The organism is Stieleria sedimenti, from assembly GCF_025060895.1.
Lineage (GTDB): Bacteria > Planctomycetota > Planctomycetia > Pirellulales > Pirellulaceae > Stieleria > Stieleria sedimenti.
Window position 1 is genome coordinate 97,694 of record NZ_JANZKV010000063.1, and the last position, 18,730, is coordinate 116,423.

Annotated in this window: 18 protein-coding genes; 13 read left to right on the forward strand and 5 right to left on the reverse strand. The window is 59.2% G+C overall.

What is annotated here, in order from left to right:
• The 8 genes from mce (at position 1) to NZK35_RS10220 (ending at position 9,372) form a co-directional block, all read left to right on the forward strand.
• Positions 1-414: a methylmalonyl-CoA epimerase gene (gene mce, locus NZK35_RS10185; RefSeq protein ID WP_259632432.1), complete on the forward strand. Its 414-nt coding sequence runs from the start codon at positions 1-3 to the stop codon at positions 412-414.
• Between the two features lie 79 nt (positions 415-493).
• Positions 494-2,629 carry a methylmalonyl-CoA mutase subunit beta gene (locus tag NZK35_RS10190; RefSeq protein ID WP_259632433.1) on the forward strand — a complete coding sequence of 712 codons (2,136 nt, stop codon included), beginning with the start codon at positions 494-496 and terminating at the stop codon, positions 2,627-2,629.
• On the forward strand, positions 2,626-4,830 hold the full coding sequence (gene scpA / locus NZK35_RS10195) for a methylmalonyl-CoA mutase (protein ID WP_259632434.1): 2,205 nt from the start codon (positions 2,626-2,628) through the stop codon (positions 4,828-4,830). Before NZK35_RS10190 ends, scpA begins: the two co-directional genes overlap by 4 nt.
• 12 nt (positions 4,831-4,842) lie before the next feature.
• Positions 4,843-5,895: a methylmalonyl Co-A mutase-associated GTPase MeaB gene (gene meaB / locus NZK35_RS10200; RefSeq protein ID WP_259632435.1), complete on the forward strand. Its 1,053-nt coding sequence runs from the start codon at positions 4,843-4,845 to the stop codon at positions 5,893-5,895.
• On the forward strand, positions 5,892-7,445 hold the full coding sequence (locus tag NZK35_RS10205) for an acyl-CoA carboxylase subunit beta (protein ID WP_259632436.1): 1,554 nt from the start codon (positions 5,892-5,894) through the stop codon (positions 7,443-7,445). Before meaB ends, NZK35_RS10205 begins: the two co-directional genes overlap by 4 nt.
• On the forward strand, positions 7,442-7,831 hold the full coding sequence (locus tag NZK35_RS10210) for a biotin/lipoyl-containing protein (RefSeq protein WP_259632437.1): 390 nt from the start codon (positions 7,442-7,444) through the stop codon (positions 7,829-7,831). Before NZK35_RS10205 ends, NZK35_RS10210 begins: the two co-directional genes overlap by 4 nt.
• Before the next feature lie 3 nt (positions 7,832-7,834).
• A complete protein-coding gene (locus NZK35_RS10215) occupies positions 7,835-8,230 on the forward strand; it encodes an OadG family protein (RefSeq protein WP_259632438.1) in 396 nt (131 codons plus the stop codon).
• On the forward strand, positions 8,227-9,372 hold the full coding sequence (locus NZK35_RS10220) for a sodium ion-translocating decarboxylase subunit beta (RefSeq protein ID WP_236649867.1): 1,146 nt from the start codon (positions 8,227-8,229) through the stop codon (positions 9,370-9,372). The genes NZK35_RS10215 and NZK35_RS10220 overlap by 4 nt, the downstream gene beginning before the upstream one ends.
• Positions 9,373-9,481: 109 nt before the next feature.
• Here NZK35_RS10220 and NZK35_RS10225 read toward each other — a convergent pair whose 3' ends face one another.
• Positions 9,482-9,751 (reverse strand): hypothetical protein, encoded by a 270-nt coding sequence (locus NZK35_RS10225; protein ID WP_259632439.1) that lies wholly within the window; start codon positions 9,749-9,751, stop codon positions 9,482-9,484.
• Between the two features lie 269 nt (positions 9,752-10,020).
• Here NZK35_RS10225 and NZK35_RS10230 point away from each other — a divergent pair, with 269 nt between their 5' ends.
• Together NZK35_RS10230 and NZK35_RS10235 are read left to right on the forward strand one after the other, a co-directional pair.
• Positions 10,021-10,233 (forward strand): DUF542 domain-containing protein, encoded by a 213-nt coding sequence (locus NZK35_RS10230; RefSeq protein ID WP_259632440.1) that lies wholly within the window; start codon positions 10,021-10,023, stop codon positions 10,231-10,233.
• A gap of 87 nt (positions 10,234-10,320) precedes the next feature.
• Complete coding sequence (locus tag NZK35_RS10235; protein WP_259632441.1) at positions 10,321-10,743, forward strand: RrF2 family transcriptional regulator; 423 nt, start codon at positions 10,321-10,323, stop codon at positions 10,741-10,743.
• Here the strand turns inward: NZK35_RS10235 and NZK35_RS10240 are convergent.
• Together NZK35_RS10240 and NZK35_RS10245 are read right to left on the reverse strand one after the other, a co-directional pair.
• The gene (locus tag NZK35_RS10240; protein WP_259632442.1) at positions 10,735-11,010 is read right to left on the reverse strand and encodes a GyrI-like domain-containing protein; all 276 of its coding nucleotides are present in this window, start codon (positions 11,008-11,010) and stop codon (positions 10,735-10,737) included. The genes NZK35_RS10235 and NZK35_RS10240 overlap by 9 nt on opposite strands.
• A gap of 47 nt (positions 11,011-11,057) precedes the next feature.
• A complete protein-coding gene (locus tag NZK35_RS10245; protein WP_259632443.1) occupies positions 11,058-11,639 on the reverse strand; it encodes a c-type heme family protein in 582 nt (193 codons plus the stop codon).
• A gap of 686 nt (positions 11,640-12,325) precedes the next feature.
• Between NZK35_RS10245 and metH the strand changes: the two genes are divergently transcribed.
• From metH to NZK35_RS10260, 3 genes are all read left to right on the forward strand, one after another.
• Positions 12,326-16,015 (forward strand): methionine synthase, encoded by a 3,690-nt coding sequence (gene metH, locus NZK35_RS10250; RefSeq protein WP_259632444.1) that lies wholly within the window; start codon positions 12,326-12,328, stop codon positions 16,013-16,015.
• Positions 16,016-16,113: 98 nt separating this feature from the next.
• The gene (locus NZK35_RS10255; protein WP_259632445.1) at positions 16,114-16,338 is read left to right on the forward strand and encodes a hypothetical protein; all 225 of its coding nucleotides are present in this window, start codon (positions 16,114-16,116) and stop codon (positions 16,336-16,338) included.
• A 76-nt stretch (positions 16,339-16,414) separates the two neighbouring features.
• The gene (locus tag NZK35_RS10260; RefSeq protein ID WP_259632446.1) at positions 16,415-16,837 is read left to right on the forward strand and encodes a GreA/GreB family elongation factor; all 423 of its coding nucleotides are present in this window, start codon (positions 16,415-16,417) and stop codon (positions 16,835-16,837) included.
• Here the strand turns inward: NZK35_RS10260 and sugE are convergent.
• Together sugE and NZK35_RS10270 are read right to left on the reverse strand one after the other, a co-directional pair.
• Entirely contained in the window at positions 16,834-17,145 is a 312-nt protein-coding gene (gene sugE, locus NZK35_RS10265) for a quaternary ammonium compound efflux SMR transporter SugE (RefSeq protein WP_259632447.1), read from the reverse strand. The two genes, NZK35_RS10260 and sugE, sit on opposite strands and share 4 nt — an antisense overlap.
• Before the next feature lie 165 nt (positions 17,146-17,310).
• Complete coding sequence (locus NZK35_RS10270) at positions 17,311-18,705, reverse strand: glycoside hydrolase family 130 protein (protein WP_259632448.1); 1,395 nt, start codon at positions 18,703-18,705, stop codon at positions 17,311-17,313.
• Positions 18,706-18,730 lie beyond the last annotated feature (25 nt).

Genomic DNA, 18,730 nt, shown 5'->3' on the forward strand with positions numbered 1-18,730 from the left:
ATGGCGGTCAAGTCTTTGAATCACATCGGCATCGCGGTGCAGTCCATCGATGCCCACAAAGCGTTTTACGAAGGGGCACTCGGATTGGAATTCGAGGGGCTGGAGGACGTGCCCAGCCAAAAGGTGCGTGTCGCGTTCTTCCGCGCCGGCGACGTTCGACTGGAATTGCTCGAACCGACGTCGGACGACAGCACGGTTGCCAAGTTCATCGAAAAACGCGGTGAAGGCTTGCACCATCTGGCCTACACCGTCGAAGACATCCAGGCCCGTATCGCTGAATTGCAAGATTCCGGTTTGCGGATGATCGATGAAAAACCGCGGGGGGGATCACATCACATGCAGATCGCGTTCCTGCACCCGAAAAGTTCCGGCGGTGTGCTGACCGAACTTTGTGAACCGGCCGGCGGAAGTTAGGGAATGGGGCAAGCTGGAAGCTTACGCCACTCGCAAGCTGGAAGGTTAGGGCACTTTACTCGTATTGAATGAAAGCACGATGACGGTCACGTTTCCCCGTGAATTTAGTATTCAAGATGATTTCCCTCCGGTCGACTACGATCAATGGCGGGCGCTGGTCGAAAAGGCGCTGGCCGGAGCACCCTTTGAAAAGAAGCTCGTCTTAAAGACGTATGACGGGCTCCGCATTCAACCGCTCTACAGTCGCCGCGATGACAGTGGCCGAGACGATCCCATGGGTTTCCCAGGTCTGGCGACCCGGGTTCGCGGAGGACGTCCGCTGGGATCGGTGCAATCCGGCTGGGATCTGCGTCAGGAGTTCTCCGCCCCCTGCCCGGTCGCCTGCAATCAGGCGATCTTGGCGGACTTGAGCGGCGGTGTGACGTCGATTCAGATCCGGCTGGATCAAGCCGCCCGCAACGGGCTGGATCCCGATGACGCGGCGAGTGCCGGTTGCGTCGGTCGCGATGGCGTGATGGTCTATGGCGTCGACGACATGGACAAACTGCTCGGCGACGTTCAACTGGAACTGATCACGGTTGCGTTGGACGCCGGCGCGGCATTCTTTCCCGCCGCGGCGACCCTGATGGCGACCTGGAATCGGCGCGGCGTCTCGCCGGAAACCGCGCGAGCGGCGCTGAACGCCGATCCGCTGGGTGAGCTTGCACGCCGGGGAACGTTGCCGTTGGAACCCTCGTCGGCTCTGTCCATGATGTCCGACTTGGCCAGTTGGACGTCCGAGCATTATCCGCACGTCACGTCGGTCGGCGTGGATAGCTCGCCGTACCATGACGGCGGCGCGAGCGCGGCCCAGGACATCGCGTTCAGTCTGGCGACGGGCGTGGAATACTTGCGAGCGATGACCGCCGCCGGGATGGACGTGTCGGCGGCGGCCGAACAGATTCTGTTTCGCGTCAGCCTCGGCACCGAACACTTTCAAGCGATCGCAAAACTGCGGGCCGCCCGATGGCTATGGTCTCGTGTGCTGGAGTCGTGTGGCGTGCCGGAAGACTCTCGGTCGATGCGGATTCACACCCGAACCGGCAACCGCGTGCTGACCAAACACGATCCCTCTGTCAATCTGTTACGCAACTCGGTGGCTGTCTTCGCCGCCGGCATCGGCGGTGCGGATGCGATCACATCGGTTCCGTTCGATGTGATGGCCGGGTTGTCCAACGACTTCAGCCGCCGCGTCGCACGCAACAGCGCGCTGGTGTTGCAAGAAGAATCGCACCTGCATCGCGTGATTGATCCGGCCGGCGGCAGCTGGTTTTTGGACCGGCTGACCGAAGACGTGGCCGGTAAGGCGTGGGAGATCTTCCAAGAAACAGAACGTCAGGGTGGCATGCTGGCGGCGTTGACCAGCGGATGGGTGGCGAAAGAAATTGCTGCCACCGCCGCAGCTCGGGCCAAGGATGTCGCCACTCGCAAACGCGGGATCACGGGCGTCAGCGAGTTCGCCAATGTCGGCGAAGAGCCGGTGATTCGTGATGCACCGGATCTGGAATCCCTTGCCGGGGAAGCAGCCGATCGAATTCGCGGCCTTCGATCGGCCACGCAGGAGACCCTGTCGCTTGATACGGCGGAGGACCGTGTTGCCGCGGCGGTTGCGGCGGCATCCGACGGTGCGACGCTGGGGCAGATCGCCGCCGCGCTCGGGCTGGGACGCGGCCAGAGTGCAACGATCGCCGCCATCGAGCCCCACCGCCTGGCGGAACCGTTTGATCAATTGCGTGATGCCTGCGACGCGTGGCAAGACGCCCAGGGGAAACGGCCACGCGTGTTCTTGGCCAACCTCGGTCCCGTGTCACACTACAGCGGTCGGGCCACCTGGTCGAGCAATTTCTTTGCCGCGGGCGGTTTCGAAGTGCTCGACAGCGGAGGTTTTGCGGACGCGGACGCTGCCGCGGAGGCGTTTTCCCAAACCGATGCGTCGATCGCGGTGATCTGTTCCTCGGACAAACTTTACGCCGACGTGGTTCCCACAGCGGCTGCCAAACTAAAACAGGCGGGGGCCAGCTCGGTCGTGCTGGCAGGAAACCCGGGTGACAATGAACAGGCATGGAAAGCAGCGGGCGTCGACCGCTTTATCTTCATGCGTTGTGATGTGCTCGAGACGCTGCGAAGTCTGTTGACACAAGTCGGTGTGATTGAAGAAGGAGAGCCGGTACGATGACCTTGATTCCAAACTTTTCCGATGTGCCCCTGGAAAGCGATCACCGCGCGGCGGGTTCGTTAGACGACTGGCACGCCAAGGTCGCTAGCGATGCGGAGGAACTCCGATGGCAGACGCCGGAACAGATCCCCGTCCGGCCGTTGTACACCTCGGCCGATCGTGCGGGGCTGGACCACTTGGACACGATGCCGGGGCTGGCGCCCTTTTTGCGTGGACCGTATGCGACGATGTACGTGCAACGTCCCTGGACGGTGCGTCAGTACGCGGGATTTTCAACCGCCAAGGACTCCAACGCGTTTTACCGACGCAACCTGGCGGCGGGCCAGATGGGGTTGAGCATCGCATTCGACCTGGCCACGCACCGCGGCTACGATTCGGATCACCCCCGCGTCAGCGGCGACGTCGGCATGGCCGGTGTGGCGATCGACAGCATTCAAGACATGCGAACGCTGTTCGAAGGCATCCCGCTGGATCGGATGAGTGTTTCGATGACCATGAACGGCGCGGTGCTTCCCATCATGGCGTTGTACATCGTGGCCGCGGAAGAACAGGGGGTGAAACCGGAGCAGCTTGCCGGCACGATCCAGAACGACATCTTGAAGGAGTTCATGGTTCGCAACACCTACATCTATCCGCCCGCCCCGAGCATGCGGATCATCGCCTCGATTTTCGAGTACACCAGCCAGCGGATGCCCAAATTCAACAGCATCAGCATCAGCGGCTATCACATGCAGGAAGCCGGGGCGACCGCGGACTTGGAATTGGCCTATACCCTTGCCGATGGACTGGAGTATGTCCGCACGGGTATCGCATCGGGCCTGGACGTTGACGCCTTTTGCCCACGGTTGTCGTTCTTCTGGGCGATCGGCATGAATTATTTCATGGAAATCGCCAAGCTGCGGGCCGCCCGCATGATCTGGGCCAAGCTGATCAAACAGTTCAACCCCAAGAACCCCAAGAGCTTGTCGCTGCGGACGCACAGCCAGACCAGCGGCTGGAGTTTGACCGCTCAAGACGTTTACAACAATGTCACGCGGACTTGTATCGAAGCGATGGCGGCGACGCACGGCCACACCCAATCGTTGCACACCAACGCGCTCGATGAAGCCCTCGCCCTGCCGACCGACTTCTCGGCACGGATCGCGCGGAACACGCAATTGTTCTTGCAACAAGAAACCGACACGTGCAAAGTCGTCGATCCTTGGGCGGGCAGCTACTATGTCGAACGCTTGACACGCGATTTGGCCCAGCGTGCCTGGAGCCATCTGGTTGAAATCGAAGAGCTCGGCGGGATGACCCAGGCGATCCAAGCCGGGATTCCCAAGATGCGGATCGAAGAAGCGTCGGCACGCACCCAAGCCCGCATCGATTCCGGTCAACAAACCTTAATCGGTGTCAACAAGTACCGGCTGGCGACCGAAGATGACATGCGTGTGCTGCACGTCGACAATTCGGCGGTGCGGAAGTCACAGATCGCGGGCTTGAAACAACTCCGCGCCGAACGTGATTCGTCCGAGGTCGATGCGGCGTTGGATGCGTTGACCGAAGCGGCACGCAGCGAACAAGGTAACTTGTTGGAACTGGCCGTCAACGCGGCACGTGCCAAAGCAACCGTGGGGGAGATTAGCGCGGCGTTAGAAAAGGTTTACAATCGATACGAAGCGCCCGTGCAATCCGTCCGCGGCGTCTATGCCGCTGCACTTGAGAGTGAATCGATGACAACGGAAGTGGGCCAAATCGTAGAGGCATTTGAACGCAACGAAGGCCGTCGGCCACGGATCTTGGTCGCCAAGATGGGGCAAGACGGGCACGACCGTGGACAAAAGGTCATCGCCAGCGCGTTTGCCGACTTGGGCTTTGATGTCGACATCGGTCCGTTGTTCCGCACGCCGGCCGAAACGGCACGGCAAGCGGTCGAAAACGACGTGCACCTGGTGGGCGTCAGCTCGTTGGCGGCCGGTCACCTGACACTGGTCCCGGAACTCCGCAAGGCGTTGGCGGATCTGGGTCGCGAGGACATCATGATTGTCGCCGGCGGAGTGATCCCGCCAGAAGATTACGAGGCGTTGTACGCGGCCGGCGCCGCCGAAGTGTTCGGCCCCGGTACGGTCATCAGCGAGGCGGCGATTCGAGTGGTTCGAGACCTCGCCGATCGACTCGGATTCTCGGTGGATGAAGCAGTCGAGACTCAAGATGCCTGATCGGAATTCAGCATGAAGCGTGATGTTCCACGACGTCGTCAGTTGACGACGGAGGATTATTTTGCCGGTGTCCGTAACTGTGACATCACGGTACTGCCGCGAGCGTTGACGCTGATCGAGTCCAACAATGCCGAGCACCAGCGGCAAGCCGAGATGCTGTTGACCCGGCTGTTGCCCCACACGGGCAACGCCATCCGGGTCGGCATCAGTGGCGCCCCCGGGGTAGGCAAAAGCACCTTCATCGAAGCGCTCGGATTGCAATTGATCGCCCAAGGGCGACGGGTTGCGGTCTTGGCGGTGGATCCATCGAGCGGCATCAGTGGTGGCAGCATTCTGGGTGACAAAACCCGGATGTCGCGACTCGCGGCCGAGCCCAACGCCTACATCCGACCCTCACCTTCAGCCGGAACGCTCGGGGGCGTGGCCAGCAAGACGCGGGAAAGTCTACTCGTTTGCGAGGCGGCCGGTTACGAAGTCGTGTTGGTCGAAACCGTCGGCGTGGGGCAATCCGAAACCATGGTGGCGGAAATGACGGATTGCTTTTTGGCGTTGATGCTGCCCGGCGCCGGAGACGACTTGCAAGGCATCAAACGCGGGTTGTTGGAACTCGTCGATGTGATCGCCGTGAACAAGGCCGACTCGGCGACACTGAAAGCGGCCGAGCTGGCCGCCCACCAATACGAGATGGCGATCCATTCCATTCTGGGGAAACAAGATCATCCGCCGCAGGTGCTGACCTGCAGCGCGTTGCACGACGAACGGGTCGATGCCGTCTGGCAGGCCGTCGAACAGCGTTACAGTGCGATGAAATCCAGCGGCGACTTGGCCGCAAAGCGACGTCGACAACAAGTCCGTTGGTTGTGGGCGATCATCGAAGACCGAATGAAGCAAGCCCTCCGCAAGCATCCCGGCGTCCGGCGCATCCGCGAAGGACTCGAATCCGAGGTGCTTGCCGGCAACCTGCCGCCCGAAGCGGCCGCCAGCAAGATCCTACAGGCGTTCGGCATGCACGAACCTTGCGGCGTTTCATTGAGACCTGACGGAAAAAGAACTGCAGTAACATGAGTATTCGAAAAGAGTTTTTGACTGGGCTAGAAGAACGCCGTGCCAAATTGCGTTTGGGCGGTGGCGAAAGCCGGCACGCCAAACGCCGCGAAAAGGGAATGCTCTCGGCGCGCGAGCGGCTGGATGTCTTTTTCGACGCCGACACCTTTCAAGAGTGGGGAATGCACGTCGATCATTCCTGTCATGAATTTGGGATGGAGAACAAACCCATGCCCTGTGACGGAGTGGTCACCGGCGTGGGGCGGGTCGGCGGTCGACCGGCCGCATCGTTCAGCCAGGATGCAACCGTCGGGGGCGGTGCGTTGGGCATGCGGCACTCCAAGAAGATTTGCGACATCATGGACTACGCGCTCGAAAGCGGAATGCCGTTTGTGGCGATCAACGATTCCGGCGGCGCACGGATCCAAGAGGCCGTCGACTCGTTGTCGGGATACGGTCAAGTGTTCTATCGCAACGTCATGCTTTCCGGCTGCGTCCCGCAAATCGGAGTGATCGCCGGCAATTGTGCCGGCGGGGCGGCTTATTCGCCAGCGCTGATGGATTTTTTGGTGATGACGCGCGAGAACGCGAACATGTTCATCTGCGGGCCGCAGGTCATCAAGGCTGCGACGGGCGTCGATTGCACGATGGAAGAAATCGGCAGCGCGGCGGCCAACGCCAGCATCAGCGGCAACGTTCACTTCGTCGCCGATGACGACCAGCACGCCATGCAGATCGTCCAGCAACTGCTGTCTTACTTGCCACAGAACAACGCGGAGAACCCGCCACACGCCCTGGTGGAAGACCTGTGCCTGGATCCAGACCTGTCGATGAACGATGTGGTTCCGGAGAACATTAAAGATCCGATGGACATGTACGCCGTGATCGAACGGATCGTGGACAAGGATTGTTTTTTGGAAGTCCATCGCGAGTTTGCCCCCAACATCATCGTCGGTTTTGCACGCGTCGATGGTGTGGTCGTGGGCATCATTGCCAACCAACCCAACGTGAAAGCGGGCACGCTGGATATCGACGCGTCAGACAAAGCCGCCCGATTCATTCGTTTTTGCAACGCGTTCAACATCCCGCTGCTGACGTTGGTCGATGTTCCCGGATTTCTGCCCGGGGTGGGCCAGGAACAGGGTGGCATCATTCGTCACGGGGCCAAAATGTTGTTCGCCTACGCATCGGCGACCGTCCCCAAGATCACCGTCATCATCCGCAAGGCCTATGGCGGATCGTACTTGGCGATGTGCAGCCGCGATTTGAAAGCCGACATGGTGTTTGCCTGGCCGACCGCGGAGATCGCGGTGATGGGCGCCGAAGGCGCAGTCAACGTGCTCTACCGCAAAGAACTTGCCGCGGCGGATGACAAAGCGGCGATGCGCGAGCAATTCATCCAAGAATACCGTGACCGATTTGCGTCGCCCTATTTGGCGGCTTCCCACGGAATGATCACCGATGTGATCGACCCGGCGCAGACCCGGGCGGTCGTGTCACTTGCACTGCAGAACACGCTGAACAAGAGCGAGACCCGTCCTCCAAAGAAACATGGTTTGATTCCGCTATGAAAAGATTACGCATCACCGTCGGAAATAAATCCTACGACGTCACCGTGGAGGATCTCAGCGAGACCGAAGCGTATCCCGTTCCGACACGCCCCATCCCCTCGCAGCCGTCGGACGCCGCACCGCCAGCGGCGATCGCCCGCCAGACGCCGACAAAGGCCCAGCCGCCCGCCGGTAGCGGCGCGGTGACAAGCCCGATGGCGGGCGCCATTCGATCGATCCTCGTCAAGCCCGGTGACGCGGTCGAGCGGGGGCAGGGTATGGTCATCCTGGAAGCGATGAAGATGGAAAACCAAATCACCGCGCCGGTCGCCGGCACGGTGAAAAGTGTCGACGTCGCGGAGGGTGATTCCGTCGCAGAAGGCCAAACCCTTGTCGTACTGGAGTAAGTGATGTCGCTGCTCGCTCAAGAGGAAAGCAAACGGCTGATCGAGTTTTCGCTGGCACCCCTGACGGAAGAGCATGGCATTCCGATGGCCATCATGGGCATCGTCGTGGTCTTTTCGGCGCTGGTGCTGATCGTCGTTTTTATCACTGTTCTGCCGCGTCTGGTTGCACCCTTCATTCAACCCGAGCCCGCACCCCAAGCCGCGTCACCGCTCGCTCACGATGACGAACTGCCGGAAGAAATTTTGGTGGTCATCGCCGCGGCGGTCGCGGAGGCGTTGGATCGACCGCATCGGATCGTCAAGATCCGTGGTCTGGGAGCCGGCGAATCTGCCTGGTCCCTGGAAGGGCGTATGAAGCATCACATGTCGCACCGCATTCAACATCGAGACCCCAAATGAACGTCATGGAATACCTGAGCCAGAAAGTGGTCCAGCTGTACGAGACGACGGCCTTCGCAGGGCTGGAACTGGGCAACGTGGTCATGATGGTAATCGCCCTGGGGTTCATCTACCTGGCCATCACCAAGCGCTACGAACCCCTGCTGTTGATCCCGATCGGTTTCGGTGTCATCGTCGGCAACATGCCGACCGAGTCCGGTGTGCCACTGGTTTATGGCGAAGACAGCGTGCTTCGGTTCCTCTATTTCGGGGTCGAAAAAGAGATCTACCCGCCGTTGATCTTTTTAGGCATCGGCGCGATGACCGATTTTTCCACCATGCTTTCCAATCCCAAGCTGGTGCTGTTGGGTGCCGCGGCGCAAGTCGGCGTCTTCCTGACCTACCTGGGCGCACTGTGCCTGGCGTTCACGCCCCAACAGGCCGGTGCGATCGGGATCATCGGCGGTGCCGACGGCCCGACGGCGATCTTCCTCGCATCCAACCTGGCTCCCGAGCTGTTGGGAGCGATCGCGATCGCGGCGTATTCCTACATGGCGCTGGTGCCCGTGATTCAGCCGCCGATCATGAGGCTGCTGACGACGAAAAACGAACGTTTGATTCGGATGAAACCGTCGCGCAAGGTGACGCGTCAGGAATTGATCATGTTTCCGATCGTCGCCTTTCTGATTTGCACCTTGTTGGCGCCCGGTTCGATCGTGCTGATGGGGATGCTGTTCTTCGGGAACCTGCTGAAAGAATGCACGGTGACCGACCGGCTGGCGCTGACGGCACGCACGGCGATGATCGACATCGTCACCATCCTGCTCGGGTTTTGCGTCGGTGCGAGCACGACCGCCCAGTACTTCTTGAAAGGCGAGTCGATCTTGATCTTCGTACTCGGTGCCGTGTCGTTCGCCATTGCCACCGGGTGCGGCGTGTTGTTCGCCAAGCTGATGAATTTGTTCTTGAAAGAAAAGATCAACCCGCTGGTCGGTGCCGCCGGCGTGTCCGCGGTCCCCGGATCGGCGCGCGTGGTGCAATTGGTCGGCCAAGAAGAAGACCCGGGCAACTATTTGCTGATGCACGCGATGGCACCCAACGTCGCCGGCGTGATCGGTTCGGCCATCGCCGCCGGCGTGTTGTGGTCACAGTTGGCGAATTAGTGCTTTGTCAAGGATTAGAGGTGGGGTAAGCGTCCAGCTTGCCGTCTCGTTTCACTCGTGAAACGCAAGCTGGAAGCTTACGCCACTTTCGTGCTGGCATCGCAACGGATCACGGTATCGTCTCGATCAGAATCAGTTCCGGATGGAACCAGTGCAATACGAATAGCACGATCGGTGGTGAAACGGACAAAATCAACAGCGGCAGCAGGAATAAGAGGATCCGCAGCTCTTCACGGCTGAGCAGCCTTTGGGGCTCCCGGTCGTCTTGTTGAACGGATTGGGATGCCTGCCGCGTTTGGTTCAGCGACGGATCCGTCACCGCCGGTCGATCCGGCGGATTGGGCTTGGAATTGCAGTTGGCGATCAGTGCATGAATCATCGTGGTGCCCTCTGATGGTTACCCCAACCATCAGAGCAACATTTGGACCGACGGCGAAATGATTGCCAAAACCGCTGTTTAGGCACCAAAACCGTCAACCCAGGTTGACGCCGGCAACGGGGGTTGCCACCCCAGCGGGACGCGTCAGCGACCGGCCGTGGATCCTATCCCAGCGGGACGCGTCAGCGACCGGCGCGTGGTGAAACCGCAGACATCACGGGCCACACGCTGAAAGGCGCCGGCTGGGCGGATTCTGCTACACTTCGAGCATGAATTGTGACCTCGACTGCAGTATTCCCGAATGGATCATCGAGCATCCGGAAACGACCCGGGTGTTCAGCGAGTTGGGATTGGACATCGGTTGTGCGGGCAAATCGCTGCGGTACGTTTGCGTCCATCAAGGCCTCAGTCCGCCGGAGGTGCTTGAGCGATTGCGAGCCTCCATCGCGGGCTCGTTGTCCATTGACCGAAATGCCCGATAGCCTTACGCTGATCAAAACAATTCTCTTTTGTACAGCTTTGGCAGCCTTGGTCGGAGAGCGGGGGGGCGCCGTGCGGTTGCGAATCCCATGAAGCTCACCACGCAGACCGACTACGCCTTGCGAACGTTAATGTTCCTGGCCACACGCAGCGAGCGAGCCAACGTGGCCGATGTCGCAGCGTTGTTTGGCATTTCGACGAATCATGTCGCAAAGGTCGTCAATCTGCTGGCTCGCGCGGGCTATGTCCAAAGCACACGCGGGATCGGCGGCGGGATTGAATTGGCGCGTTCCCCGGAGGAGATTGTGGTTGGGGACGTGATCGCGACCATGGAAACCGACACGCACCTGTTGTCCTGTGTCGGCAGCGACGATTCCTGTGTGATTCATTCGTTCTGCAAGCTCAAGGGAGTCCTGGCAGAAGCCGAACGCATTCAGCAGGAGTTTCTCCGCGGCATCACGCTCGCAGACGTGATTCCGACGCGGCGACAACTCAATCGCGTTTCACGGTGACGTCGCTTCGCGGTCGTTCGCTGTGCTCGATTGTTGCCATGTTTCGGTCACTTCGCATCCAAGAAAGAGGGTGTACGGTTGCGTGTGATCGCCCCGGTAGTCGAACTGGGCCGCGATCAGTTGCTCGTCGGCCCGTTCTGGAATTTCGTCGGCCAAGCCGTCGGCCATGAATCGCTGCCAAAGCGCGGCAATCTCGTGCGGAGTCTCGTTGGAGTTCCGCGTTTGGATCCCGTACAACGTTCGGGAAAGCTGCGTTTTGGTGTTCATCACGGCTTAGGCTACTCGTATTGAGACGATCGATAACACGAACTCAACTATTCGATCGGCACGGTGTAACTGATCGCTCCGATCGGCTCACCCTCGGCGACATCTTCGTAGTGTGCGTGACACATCACGCATTTTTGCATGACGACAGGCACCGGTGTCATGGCGCGCAAGTAGTGCTTGCCGTCCAGGGTGACGACTTCGTCGACGCTCTTGGCTCCGGCCTTCAACTTCTTGATGCCCTGCTTTTCAAAGTCATCCTTGGCGACATTTTCGGATTCATAGGGATCGCCCGTGGCGTCGATCAGTCGAATCGTCTTGTCGCTGCCATCCGAGATTTTCTTGAACAACAACACCGCGGCACTGCCGGCTGCAAAATCGTCATCGTCATTGACGTACTTGTCGGTCACCAACACGATCGTTTGCTTGAAAATGTTGTCCAACGTTTGCACCGTCTTTCGCGATCGCTCGATCGCTCTCTTGCCCGGTTTCTTCTCAGCTTTCTTCGCGTCGGCCTGCGCGGTCGCCGCGGGTTCTTGTGCTTGAACCGGCCGGACCGTCAGTGAAAAACCGCTGGCGAGCGAGACGGCCAGCGTAGCGACAAGGCAGGCGGACAGGGGAAGGCGTTTCATGGGGATTTCCTGAATCGAGGGGGGAATGGACAAAAAGCTCTAATCTGCATGTCTGAGTGTAGTATTGGCGGCGGGGGGACCGTTGTCAATTCTTCGGCTCTCCGGCGGGCATGGTTGTCTTCTCAAGACACGGGTTAACGCAATGCCCTTAAACATGTATCATTGATGCATGTTTGTGGGATCAGTTTTCCCCCTGTCAACCTTGAGTCATGCCAGAGCGCAGCTGGCGCTGATTCGGGATCGCTGCGGCGACGGACCCGAAAGCCGGCGAGTGCTCCAGCGAGATTGATTTTGGGCTAGCAGAACTCGCCAAGAGATTCGGATCCGTCGGCAAACCGCCGAAAGCCTTGCGGTTTGTCGATTGAATCAGCCGTTGAACGCGAGCCTACGGGCCTCGATGCGTTTCCTTGGTGGTTGAGGCTTGTACGCTCGCGCGACACGGCGAATCCGACGTGTGATGCGATTCATGCGACAAACCGTTGGCGGTTTTCGCTACGGCTTCAACCCTGCGTTTCAAGTGTGACAACGCACGGGCCGATCGGTTCAAACTTCGATCAGCCCGCTCCCGCCCTGCCTGTTCGAAACCTGCCCGTTCGAAACCTGCCCGTTCGAAACCTGCCCGTTCGAAACCTGCCCGTTCGAAACCTGCCCGTTCTAGACCTACCCGACCACCCAGGCTGACCACGATGATTCAAGCCGAACCACACGACACCTCCATCCTTGGTACGCTCGCGCGGGAACGGATCCTGCTTCTTGATGGCGCGATGGGAACCATGATCCAGCGTCTGGGATTGGACGAAGCCGCCGTGCGGGGTGAGCGATTCGCCGATCACCACAAGGACCTCAAGAACTTTTCCGACATCCTCTGCCTGACGCATCCCGACAAGATCACCGAGATCCATCGGGCCTACTTTGAGGCCGGCAGCGACATCGTGGAAACGAACTCGTTCGGGGCTTCACCGGTCGGGATGGTCGAGTTTGACCTGCCGCTTGACCTGGTCGATGAAATCAACCATGCGGCGGTGGCGTGCGCACGAACTGCGGCCCAGGAGTGGACCGAACGCACCCCCGACAAGCCGCGTTTCGTGGCCGGTTCGATCGGACCGACGACCAAGCAGTTGGCCATCAGCACCGAAGACGATCCGGCGTATCGCGGCACGACGTTTCAGGAAATGGTGGACAGCTACCGGGCCCAGGTCGAATCGTTGGTCGCCGCCGGGGTCGACGTGTTGCTGCCCGAGACCGCGATCGACACCTTGAATCTAAAGGCGTGTTTGTTCGCGATCGCCGACTTTTTCAATGCCGGTGGTCGCCGCGTTCCCGTGATGGCCAGCGGTACGTTCGGCGATGGCGGCCGAACCTTCGTCAGCGCTCAAAGTGTGGAGGCCTTTTGGACGGCCATCAACCACTTCCCGTTGCTTTCGGTCGGCATGAATTGTGCGCTCGGCCCCGACGTGATGCGGGCTCACATCGAAGAACTTGCGAAAGTTTCCGAGATTCCCATTTCCTGCCATCCCAATGCCGGTTTGCCCAACGAGATGGGCGAATTCGACCTCGGCCCCAAGGCGATGGCGGACAAGGTGGGTGAATACGCCGACAACGGTTGGGTGAACATTCTGGGCGGTTGTTGCGGCACGACGCCCGATCACATCCGCGCGATGGCCGAACGCGTGAAAGGACGCCGGCCCAAGCAAGACGCACCCGGCCCGGTCTACACGCGGTTGTCCGGTCAGATGCCGCTGGTGATGCGTCCCGAAGTGCCTTTCACGATGGTCGGTGAACGCACCAACGTGATGGGCAGCAAGAAGTTCGCCCGCCTGATCCGCGATGAAAAGTATGAAGAGGCGGTCGAGATCGCGCGTGAGCAAGTCGAAAACGGGGCCACCATCATCGACGTCAACTTTGACGAAGGGATGCTCGATGGTGTCGAGGCGATGACCCGCTTTCTGCGTTTGATCGCCGGTGATCACGTCGCCGCGTCGGTTCCCGTGATGATCGACAGCAGCAAGTGGGAGGTGATCGAAGCGGGGCTTCGCAACGTGCAAGGCAAAGCGATCGTCAATTCGATCTCATTGAAGGACGGCGAGACCGAGTTTCTGCGACGGGCCGCCTTGGTGCGTCAGTACGGTGCCGCTGCCGTCGTGATGGCCTTTGACGAACAAGGCCAAGCGGCCGACGAAGAAAGCAAGGTCCGGATCTGCAAGCGGGCCTACGACCTGCTGACCGAAAAGCTGCGTTTTCCCACCGAAGACATCATTTTCGACCCCAATATTTTGACGATCGCCACGGGGATGGACGAGCACAACAACTATGCCGTCGATTTCATTAACGCCGTGCGGCGAATTAAACAGGTGTGCCCCGGCGCGAAAACCAGCGGCGGCGTTAGCAACATCAGTTTCAGCTTTCGCGGCAACGATCCGGTCCGCGAAGCCATCCACAGCGCGTTCCTGTACCACGCCGTCGATGCGGGACTGGACATGGGAATCGTCAACGCCGGTCAACTGGAAATCTACGAGCAAATTCCCAAAGACCTGCTCGAACGCGTCGAAGATGTGCTACTCAATCGCCGCCCGGATGCGACCGAGCGGATGCTGGAATTCGCCGAAACGGTGAAGGGCGATGGAAAGAAGAGGTCGGGGGAAGACCTGGCTTGGCGGGACGCCCCGGTGGCAGAGCGGATGACGCACGCGCTGGTCAAAGGCATCGACAAATACATCGTCCAGGATACCGAGGACGCCCGCCAGCATTTTGATCGCTGCATCCAAGTGATCGAAGGCCCGTTGATGGATGGGATGAAAGTTGTCGGTGATCTGTTCGGCGCCGGCAAGATGTTTTTGCCGCAAGTCGTCAAGTCGGCTCGCGTGATGAAGAAGGCCGTCGCCTACCTGGAACCGTTCATGGAGGAAGAGAAACGGTTGGCGGGAACATTGCACGAAGCGGCACGCGGCAAGTTTCTGATCGCGACGGTCAAGGGTGACGTGCACGACATCGGCAAGAATATCGTCGGCGTCGTGTTGCAGTGCAACAACTATGAAGTCATCGACTTGGGCGTGATGGTCTCCGCCGAAACGATCCTCCAGGAAGCGGCCAAACAGAACGTGGACATGATCGGGCTGAGCGGCTTGATCACGCCGTCGCTGGATGAAATGACGCACGTCGCACGCGAGATGAAACGTACCGGGATGACCATGCCGCTGTTGATCGGCGGCGCGACGACCAGTGCCAAACACACCGCCGTCAAAATTGCTCCGGCCTACGACGGTCCCGTGCTGCACGTGCTCGATGCGAGTCGAAGCGTGAACGTCGTCGAACGTTTGCTCAGCGACGGTCGCGATGCATTCGTCGCCGAGAATGTCTCGACGCAAAAGAAGCTGGCCGATAGCTTCCGCGACCGCAAGCAGAAACTCGTGCCCTATGCCGAAGCCCTGGAAAAACGATTCCTTACGGATTGGAATTCTGTCCCCATCGATGCGCCGTCGTTCACCGGCACCCGCGTCTTGCGTGACATCTCGCTGGAACGGATTCGACCCTACATCGACTGGTCTCCGTTTTTCAGCACGTGGGAATTGAAAGGCAAGTTTCCTAAAATCTTTGAGGACCATGTGGTCGGGCCGCAAGCCCGAGAACTCTACGAGGACGCGAATCGATTGATCGACGAGATCATCGCTGATCGATCGCTGACCGCCAACGCCGTTTACGGGTTTTGGCCCGCCGCCAGCGATGGCGACGACGTGATCCTATTCACCGACGCGACCCGGCGGCATGAATTGACGCGGCTTCATTTCTTGCGACAACAGTGGGAACGCAAGGGACAACAGGACTTTCGCTCGCTGGCCGACTACGTCGCACCGCGGGACTCCGGCCGCGAGGATTTCCTCGGCGGCTTCGCCGTCACCGCCGGGATCGGAGCGATGGAACTGGCGATGAAATACAAAGCCGAACTCGATGATTACAAGGCGATCATGGTCCAAGCGGTTGCCGATCGATTCGCCGAAGCGCTGGCGGAAATGTTGCACGAGCGCGCACGCGGCGACTGGGGATTCGGCCAAACCGAAGGCCTGTCACAGGAAGACTTGATCGCGGAAAAGTACCGCGGCATCCGACCTGCCGCCGGCTATCCCGCGTGCCCCGATCACACCGAAAAACGCGCGCTTTTTGACTTGCTGGACGCCGAGAAGAACACGGGAATTGAGTTGACCAGCAGCTTCGCCATGACACCCGGAGCCAGCGTCAGTGGTCTGTATTTCGGACATCCCGAGGCACGTTACTTTACCGTCGAGCGGATGACGCGAGACCAGATCGAAGCCTATGCCAAACGCAAAGGCAAGCCGATCGAAGAGATCGAACGCTGGCTGGGGCCGAATTTGGCGTATTGAGGCTCCACGGCGTCAACGCCGGTTGACGCGGAACCTCGGGGCGACGCGAATTCCGGCTCCATTGCGTGGAATGGCTCGTTGGCATGCGGAATGCTTCGATGACAAAGACCTCGTGTCGCCAGGAAGGTGTTCCGTCTTTTTCCATCGAATTGGTCTCGATCATGTTCATGCGCAACCCCGAGCATGCGGTTCCTCGTCCGCACGACGACTCAACCGGTCACGGCGAACCTCACGTTGCCTCCACGTCTCTTGAAATGATGTTCGGGCAAATGGTGTTGATCGCCCTCTTCGCGCTCGCAATCCTGCTGCGCACGTTGGCCTAAAGGCGGGGCAAACATCGGCGTCGGTCCGTCGCCGCGGTGCACTTTCTGCCCTTGGAATCTACCCCAACACACCATCATGACCTCTCGAATTGTTTCCGTCACACGAACCGACTTACAACAACTTCGTAAGCTTTTGCAAAGCGAGTCCGCCCGTGCGCTCAGTGGCGGCAGGTCTCATCTGGCTGATCTGGACAAGGCACTTGACTGCACCCCTGTGGTCGAGCCGGAGGAGATGTCGCCGGACGTGGTGACGATGAACTCGACGGTCCAATTGCGCGACATGGATTCAAATGACGCGGAAACCTACACCTTGGTGTATCCGCACGAAGCATGCATTGCCGAGGGGAAACTCTCAATTCTGTCGCCGTTGGGCGCGGAAATTTTTGGACGCCGGATCGGCCAGAGCATCACCCTGCCCCTGCTCAATCGAAAAACGCAAAAGCGAGTCGAACGAATTTATTTTCAACCCGAACGGGCCCGCGCGCTCAACTATTATTAGCTGAGCTTCAATCCGACGATTCCCGCGATGATCAACGCCATGCACACGATGCGCATCGCGGAGACGGGTTCGGCAAACAACAGAATCCCCAGCGTAGCCGTCCCGACCGCTCCGATGCCGGTCCAAATCGCGTAGCCGGTCCCGATCGGAATTTCTTTCACCGCCAGTGCCAAGCAATAGAAACTGGCGATCATCGTCACGAGGGTCAGCACGCTCGGCCAAAATCGTGACCAGCCTTCGGTGTATTTCAAACCGATCGCCCAACCGATTTCTAAACAGCCGGCGATCAGCAAGTAGATCCATGCCATAAGGGGATGATGTTACAAGGTTGCGAGAACTACTTCGGCCGCCGATCGTCCCCCGTGAGTCTCGCCCAATTTAACGAACGTGATCTTGCCCGTTTCATCCAGGACGATCGTGGTCGGATAGGCGGTCTCATTGGGGGCGTTCCAACGCAATCCGTATGCATTGGCTCAGATCATCAAAGACAACAGTTCTTCGACGGAGACCGTCGCAAACGTGGTCGCATAATCCGACATGGCATAAGGAAGCACCAATTGTCCGTTGTGGATCACGCTGCCGCAACTGTAGACGACGTTCGGGACATAGCCTTCGCGTTCATTTTCGTTTGGGGTCAACAGTGGCTCCTTCAAGCGACCGATCACGCGTGACGGATCCTCCAAGTCCAGCAGGATCACGCCGATACAGTACTTGCGCATCGGCCCGACACCATGCGTGAGCACCAGCCATCCTTCATCCGTCTCGATGGGCGAACCACAATTTCCCATCTGCACAAACTCCCAAGGGTACGTGGGCTTCACGATCATCTGTTTGGTGTGCCAGAAGTGCAGCATGTCGGAATACATCAAGAACAGATGCTCGCCGTCTTGCCGAGACAACATGGCGTAGTGCCCGTTGATCTTTCGCGGGAACATGGCCAGTCCCTTGTCGACGATGGCTGGACCATTGAGTGTGTGCATTTTGAAATGCAGGAAGTCTTGTGTCTCGAGCAATTGCGGCAAGACCATTCTTCCGTCGTACGCAGAGTAGGTCGCGTAGTAGCGCTGGACTCCATTTTCCTCCTGAAATTGGACAAAGCGGGCATCCTCAATCCCGTTGGTTTCGGTTGGCCCGAAGGGAAAAATCAGGCGTTCGGACAGATCGTGCTGTGGCAAGTAAGTGATTTCATAGTTTGACTTTGCGAGCATGACGACTTGGTCGACGGTTGTCGCCAACTCGCGGCGGCGGGCCCCAGACTCTCGCATGCCACGATTCAACGCGTTCTCCAGTTGGTTCAAGTTGAACTCGTTTTCCAGGCCGGCAAACACGGAATCAGTGAAGGGACACTCCAAGCCGAGTTCGACCAACTTGCGAAGAAAGAGAACTTTTTCATAGAGTGCGTCGGGCACAAATTCGGGCGTCGTCACGTAGCCGGTCGGTTCATCGATGGATAACCGATTCTCGGCGTCAATGACTCCTGATCGAAACGTGACAGATGAAATGTGTCCTTCACCGACCGCGCGCAGACTCAGGACGAAACGTCGCGAACCGTCGGCAAGGTTTGATTGGTCGGGGTGCCAAACAATCGATGGATTGAACAGCGCCGCCGATTCCAATGCGTACTCTTGCGTGAAGTAGGCGCCGAGCAATAGTTGGCGGCTTTCGCTCAGCGGAGCGTCGGTCAACAGGTACCGGCGGATGGCTTCGAAGCGGCTCAGGAAGAATTGGCGTGGCCGCTGATGTCTTCCATGAAATTCCTCCAAGACGTGATTCAATTGCGCATCGACCTGTTCTTCGGATAGTGTCGACACACGCGCGATGATCCGAAGTTTTCGGTCGGGATTGGGCATCTCGAACGGTCGTAACACGACCCTTCGGTTGTTGGGCGAAAGG

Coding starts and splice junctions, on each gene's coding strand:
- mce (WP_259632432.1), top strand. CDS start 1: ATGGCGGTCAAGTCTTTGAATCACATCGGCATCGCGGTGCAGTCCATC.
- NZK35_RS10190 (WP_259632433.1), top strand. CDS start 494: ATGACGGTCACGTTTCCCCGTGAATTTAGTATTCAAGATGATTTCCCT.
- scpA (WP_259632434.1), top strand. CDS start 2,626: ATGACCTTGATTCCAAACTTTTCCGATGTGCCCCTGGAAAGCGATCAC.
- meaB (WP_259632435.1), top strand. CDS start 4,843: ATGAAGCGTGATGTTCCACGACGTCGTCAGTTGACGACGGAGGATTAT.
- NZK35_RS10205 (WP_259632436.1), top strand. CDS start 5,892: ATGAGTATTCGAAAAGAGTTTTTGACTGGGCTAGAAGAACGCCGTGCC.
- NZK35_RS10210 (WP_259632437.1), top strand. CDS start 7,442: ATGAAAAGATTACGCATCACCGTCGGAAATAAATCCTACGACGTCACC.
- NZK35_RS10215 (WP_259632438.1), top strand. CDS start 7,835: ATGTCGCTGCTCGCTCAAGAGGAAAGCAAACGGCTGATCGAGTTTTCG.
- NZK35_RS10220 (WP_236649867.1), top strand. CDS start 8,227: ATGAACGTCATGGAATACCTGAGCCAGAAAGTGGTCCAGCTGTACGAG.
- NZK35_RS10225 (WP_259632439.1), bottom strand. CDS start 9,751: ATGATTCATGCACTGATCGCCAACTGCAATTCCAAGCCCAATCCGCCG.
- NZK35_RS10230 (WP_259632440.1), top strand. CDS start 10,021: ATGAATTGTGACCTCGACTGCAGTATTCCCGAATGGATCATCGAGCAT.
- NZK35_RS10235 (WP_259632441.1), top strand. CDS start 10,321: ATGAAGCTCACCACGCAGACCGACTACGCCTTGCGAACGTTAATGTTC.
- NZK35_RS10240 (WP_259632442.1), bottom strand. CDS start 11,010: ATGAACACCAAAACGCAGCTTTCCCGAACGTTGTACGGGATCCAAACG.
- NZK35_RS10245 (WP_259632443.1), bottom strand. CDS start 11,639: ATGAAACGCCTTCCCCTGTCCGCCTGCCTTGTCGCTACGCTGGCCGTC.
- metH (WP_259632444.1), top strand. CDS start 12,326: ATGATTCAAGCCGAACCACACGACACCTCCATCCTTGGTACGCTCGCG.
- NZK35_RS10255 (WP_259632445.1), top strand. CDS start 16,114: ATGACAAAGACCTCGTGTCGCCAGGAAGGTGTTCCGTCTTTTTCCATC.
- NZK35_RS10260 (WP_259632446.1), top strand. CDS start 16,415: ATGACCTCTCGAATTGTTTCCGTCACACGAACCGACTTACAACAACTT.
- sugE (WP_259632447.1), bottom strand. CDS start 17,145: ATGGCATGGATCTACTTGCTGATCGCCGGCTGTTTAGAAATCGGTTGG.